Annotated in this window: 4 protein-coding genes and 1 riboswitch; of the genes, 1 reads left to right on the top strand and 3 read right to left on the bottom strand. The window is 70.7% G+C overall.

Translation table 11 applies throughout. The annotated features are described in order from the left end of the window. The 3 genes from ACFU99_RS32665 to ACFU99_RS32655 all read right to left on the bottom strand — a co-directional run. Positions 1-1418: SPFH domain-containing protein (locus ACFU99_RS32665; protein WP_384398921.1), on the bottom strand; the 1418-nt coding region annotated here is incomplete at its 3' end. Positions 1419-1530: 112 nt separating this feature from the next. Further along, positions 1531-1731: a hypothetical protein gene (locus tag ACFU99_RS32660; protein WP_384398919.1), complete on the bottom strand. Its 201-nt coding sequence runs from the start codon at positions 1729-1731 to the stop codon at positions 1531-1533. Positions 1732-1746: 15 nt separating this feature from the next. After that, positions 1747-3147, bottom strand: coding sequence for a YibE/F family protein (locus tag ACFU99_RS32655; protein ID WP_384398917.1), 1401 nt, complete (start codon positions 3145-3147; stop codon positions 1747-1749). A 61-nt stretch (positions 3148-3208) separates the two neighbouring features. Further along, positions 3209-3343, top strand: a riboswitch (TPP riboswitch). On the opposite strand from ACFU99_RS32655, the gene thiC reads away from it, so the two are divergent. Continuing rightward, the coding region (gene thiC, locus ACFU99_RS32650) for a phosphomethylpyrimidine synthase ThiC (protein ID WP_384398915.1) at positions 3337-4991 on the top strand (1655 nt) is incomplete at its 3' end. (Overlaps the previous riboswitch by 7 nt.)

Genomic DNA, 4991 nt, shown 5'->3' with positions numbered 1-4991 from the left:
CTCGCACCCTCGGCGCCCCCCTGCGCCGAGCCCATCGACGCGAGCAGCTGACGGGCCAGCCCCAGGCCCGTACCGCCCATGGTGAGCGCCTTCGCGAACATGTCGGACATCCCGTCCGCCCCGTTGAGCAGCACCATGTGATCGACGCTCCCGAACGCCCCGGCGCCCGCCTGGACGATCTCGGGCCACTTCTCGGCGAGTTGCTGCGCGACGACCGCCTCCTGGTTCTCCGCGAGGGCGGCCGCCCTCGCCTTGATGGCCTCCGCCTCGGCCAGGCCCCGCGCCCGCGCCGACTCGGCCGCCGCAAGCCCCTTGGCCTGCGCCGCCGCGGCCTCGGCCTCACCGGTCGCCCGCGTCGCCGCCGCCGAGGCGGAGCCGCGCGCCTTGGTGGCCTCGGCCTCCGCGACCGCCGCCGTCTGCACGCGGTTCGCCTCGGCCACCGCCGCCAGCTCCGTCTCCCGCGCCTTCGCCTCCGCACCCGAGATCCGGGCGTCCCGCTCCGCCTCGGCCAGCGTCCGCTTCTCGTACGCGGAGGCGTCCGCCGGCTTGCGCACATCCGCCTGGAGCATCTGCTCCCGGCGCTGCGCCTCCAGCTCCGCCACCCGCGTCTCCTGGACCACGACCTCCTGCTGGGCCGCAGCCTCGGCCAGCGGGCCCGCCTGCCGGGCCTTGGCCGCCGCGCTGTCCCGCTCCGCCTGATAACCGGCCTGGAGGATCTCGCTGTCCCGGGTCGCCTCCGCCATCCGGGCCGACGCCTGCTGCTCGGCCTCCGTGGCCAGCCGGTCCGCCTCGGCCTGGGCGATCCGCGCGTCCCGGTGCACGGCCGCCGCGTGCGGCGCGGAGAGGTTCTTGATGTACCCGGTCGGGTCCTGGATCTCGTGGATCTGCAACGAGTCGATGATCAGACCGAGCTTCTCCATCTCGGTGCCCGACGCGGCCCGCGTCTCGCCCGTCAGCCGCTCCCGGTCCCGGATCATGTTCTCGACCGTCAACCCGCCGACGATCGACCGCAGATGGCCGGCGAAGACGTTGTGCACCCGCTCGCCCATGAACTTCTGCTGGTCCAGGAAGCGGCGCGCCGCGTTGGCGATCGACACGAAGTCGTCGCCCACCTTGAAGATCACCACGCCGTGCACCCGCAGCGGAATGCCCTGCTGGGTCACGCAATCCACATTCAGCTCGGCCTCGTTGAGGTCGAGCGACAGCTTCCGCACCACCTGGACCCCGGGCATCACCAGCGTCCCGCGCCCGGTGACGATCCGGAACCCCATGCCCTCCTCAAGGCCCTCCGTGCGGTGCTTGGAGCCGGAGATGACGAGCGCCTCGTTCGGCTCGGCGACCCGCCACATGAGTTTGAAGAGACCGATCAGGACGACGACTGCGACGACGACGATCCCCGCCACGATGCCGATCAGCATGCGTTCACGCCCCCTTTGCCGGGCCCCGGAAGGGACCCGTGATCAAAAAAGTCTGCTCCCGCCCAGCACCACGGCGCAGGCACATCCGCATCCTTGGTGCGCTTTTGATACATCACCCATAAGCGGCCATGACGTAGACCGTGCGCGGCGGTTGATACTCCACGACCAGCACCACCGTGCCCCGCTCCAGCCGCTCGCCCGGCTCCACCGCGTACGCGAGGAAGGCCTCGGAGCCGCCGCGCACCCGCACCATCACCTCGCCGACCAGCCCCGGCCCGACCGTCCCCGTCACCCTGCCCTGCTCGCCGATCACCGGCAGCCCCCCCGATCACTTGGCGCGGCGGCGCCTGCCGCCCCGCGTCGCGGACCGCCCCCCGGTCCTCGCCCCGGCCTTCACCCCAGCACTCGTATTGTGCCGGTCGGCACTGACAACGAGGGCCGCGAGCGCCGTGGTCACCGGAACCGAGGCGACCAGACCGATGGAGCCCACCAGGGTCCGTACGATCTCCTCCGAGACGATCTCGCTGGTCGCGACCGTTCCCACCCCGCTGTCCGCGATCGAGAACAGCAGCAGCAACGGCAGCGAGGCACCCGCGTACGCCAGTACGAGCGTGTTGACGACGGACGCGATGTGGTCCCGCCCGATGCGCATCCCGGCCCCGTACAGCTTGCGCCAACTCGCCGTCGGATCGGCCTCCTTCAGCTCCCACACCGCGGACGTCTGCGTGACCGTCACATCGTCGAGCACGCCCAGCGAGCCGATGATGACCCCGGCCAGCAGCAGCCCGCGGATCTCGATGTGCGGATAGAGGCCGTGCACCAGCCCCGTCTGGTCGTCGGTGTCGCCCGTCAGCTGCGCCCAGTCGATGAAGACCGAGCCGAGCAGGCCGATGACCATCAGGGACAGCAGGGTGCCGAGCACCGCCACGGACGTACGGGCCGTCAGACCGTGGCACATGTAGAGCGCGATCAGCATGATCGCGCTGCCGCCGACCACCGCGACGACCAGCGGGTTCGACCCTTGCAGGATCGCGGGCAGGATGAACAGCGTCAGCACGCCGAAGCTGATGGCCAGCGCCACGAGCGCGAAGAGGCCGCGCAGCCGGCCGACGGCCACGACGGCGAGCGCGAAGACGGCGCCGAGCAGCGCCATCGGCAGGGTGCGGTCCACGTCGGTGACGGAGTACTGGAGGTTCTTCGGGGCTTTGGGCGCGTACGCGAGGACGACCTCCTGGCCGACCGCGTAGCGACGCGAGGCGCTGGGCTGGACGATCTCGGTGAAGGGACGGCCCTTGTCCTTGCCGGAGGTGACTTCGAGGGTGGCCTTCTCACACGTCTCGCTCTTCTTACCGGGGGTGGTCCCGCTGCCCGTGGTTCCCGGAGGCGGCTGTCCGCTTCCGCCGCCGGGCGGCGCCTGCGCCTGCGCCCCCACATCCGCGCAGCTCACCTCCTCGATCTTCACCAGGCGCCCCGATTCCGTCTGCTGGTCGAACCCCAGCCCGCTGTGCTGGTGCGGCGGGGTACCGCCGGGCCACAGCACCACGAGCCCGGCCACGACGGCGACGGCGAACGGGATGAGCACGGCGGCGATGACCTTGCGCAGCCGGCCGGAGACGGGGGCGGCCGGTCCGTGGCTGTGCGAGTGCCCGTGGCCCTGCGCATGAGCATGAGGCTGTTGAGGCACAGGGTTATGCGGATGCGCGGGGGGATCGGGCTGGGTGCGAGTCACCGCCCGATCATCGCAAGGCCCCCTGGCCGCCGGGGGCGGCGAACCGTTAGCGTAGTGGCACCTTTGCAATCGCGGGAGCTCGGAGCACCGGGCTGAGAGGGCGCTGATCTCCGTACGGGACGTACGGAAGCCGCTGCGTCGACCGCCGAACCTGTTACCGGGTAATGCCGGCGTAGGGAGTTGGGTCTTATGACCTCGCAGCAGGATGCACGCACGCCTGAAACCAGCGGCTCCGCGGGGAGCGGCGGCTCCGCCGAGCTCGGCTGGCACAAGGACCACGTGACCGGATCACGCCCGGACCTGCGGGTTCCGGTGCGCCGGGTGCACCTCACCAACGGCCGGGACGTGCGGCTGTACGACACGTCCGGCCCGTACACCGATCCGGCCGTCGAGACGGACGTCCGGCGCGGCCTCGCGCCGCTCCGGGAGAACTGGATCATCGGCCGCGGCGACACCGAGGAGTACGCCGGGCGCCCGCTGCGCCCGGAGGACGACGGCCTCAAGCACACCACCCCGCGCGGCGGCCTCAAGAACCTCGACGCGGTCTTCCCCGGCCGCCCGCGCCAGCCCCGCCGGGGCCACGGCGGGCAGGCCGTCACCCAGCTCGCGTACGCCCGGCGCGGCGAGATCACGGCGGAGATGGAGTACGTCGCGATCCGCGAGAACGTCGACCCCGAGACCGTACGGGAGGAGATCGCGGCGGGCCGGGCCGTGCTGCCGGCCAACGTGAACCACCCGGAGATCGAGCCGATGATCATCGGCAAGAAGTTCCTGGTCAAGGTCAACGCCAACATCGGCAACTCCGCCGTCACCTCCTCCATCGAGGAGGAGGTGGAGAAGATGACCTGGGCGACCCGCTGGGGCGCCGACACGGTCATGGACCTCTCCACCGGCCGCAACATCCACACCACGCGCGAGTGGGTGCTGCGCAACTCCCCCGTGCCGATCGGCACCGTGCCGCTCTACCAGGCGCTGGAGAAGGTCGACGGCAAGGCCGAGGAGCTGACCTGGGAGATCTACAAGGACACGGTCATCGAACAGGCCGAGCAGGGCGTGGACTACATGACCGTCCACGCGGGCGTGCTGCTGCGCTATGTGCCGCTGACCGCGCGCCGCAAGACCGGCATCGTCTCGCGCGGCGGCTCGATCATGGCCGCGTGGTGCCTGGCGCACCACAAGGAGTCGTTCCTGTACGAGAACTTCGAGGAACTCAGCGCGATCCTGGCCTCGTACGACGTCACGTACTCGCTCGGGGACGGGCTGCGCCCCGGCTGCATCGCGGACGCCAACGACGAGGCGCAGTTCGCGGAGTTGCGCACGCTCGGCGAGCTGAACTCCATCGCCAAGCGGCACGGCGTGCAGACCATGATCGAGGGCCCGGGGCACGTCCCGATGCACAAGATCAAGGAGAACATCGACCTCCAGCAGGAGATCTGCGAAGAGGCCCCGTTCTACACGCTCGGCCCGCTGACCACGGACGTCGCCCCCGCCTACGACCACATCACCTCGGGCATCGGCGCGGCGATGATCGCCTGGTGGGGCACGGCGATGCTCTGCTACGTCACGCCCAAGGAGCACCTCGGCCTCCCGGACCGGGACGACGTGAAGACGGGCGTGATCACGTACAAGATCGCCGCCCATGCGGCGGACCTGGCCAAGGGGCACCCGGGCGCCCAGGAATGGGACGACGCGCTCTCCGACGCGCGCTTCGAGTTCCGCTGGGAGGACCAGTTCAACCTGGCCCTCGACCCGGTCACCGCCCGCGAGTTCCACGACCAGACGCTTCCGGCCGAGCCGGCGAAGACCGCGCATTTCTGCTCCATGTGCGGTCCGAAGTTCTGTTC

Source organism: Streptomyces sp. NPDC057654 (genome assembly GCF_042800135.1).
Taxonomy (GTDB): Bacteria; Actinomycetota; Actinomycetes; order Streptomycetales; family Streptomycetaceae; genus Streptomyces.
The sequence above is the reverse complement of the archived record's forward strand: the minus strand, read 5'-3'. Positions and strand labels throughout refer to the sequence as shown.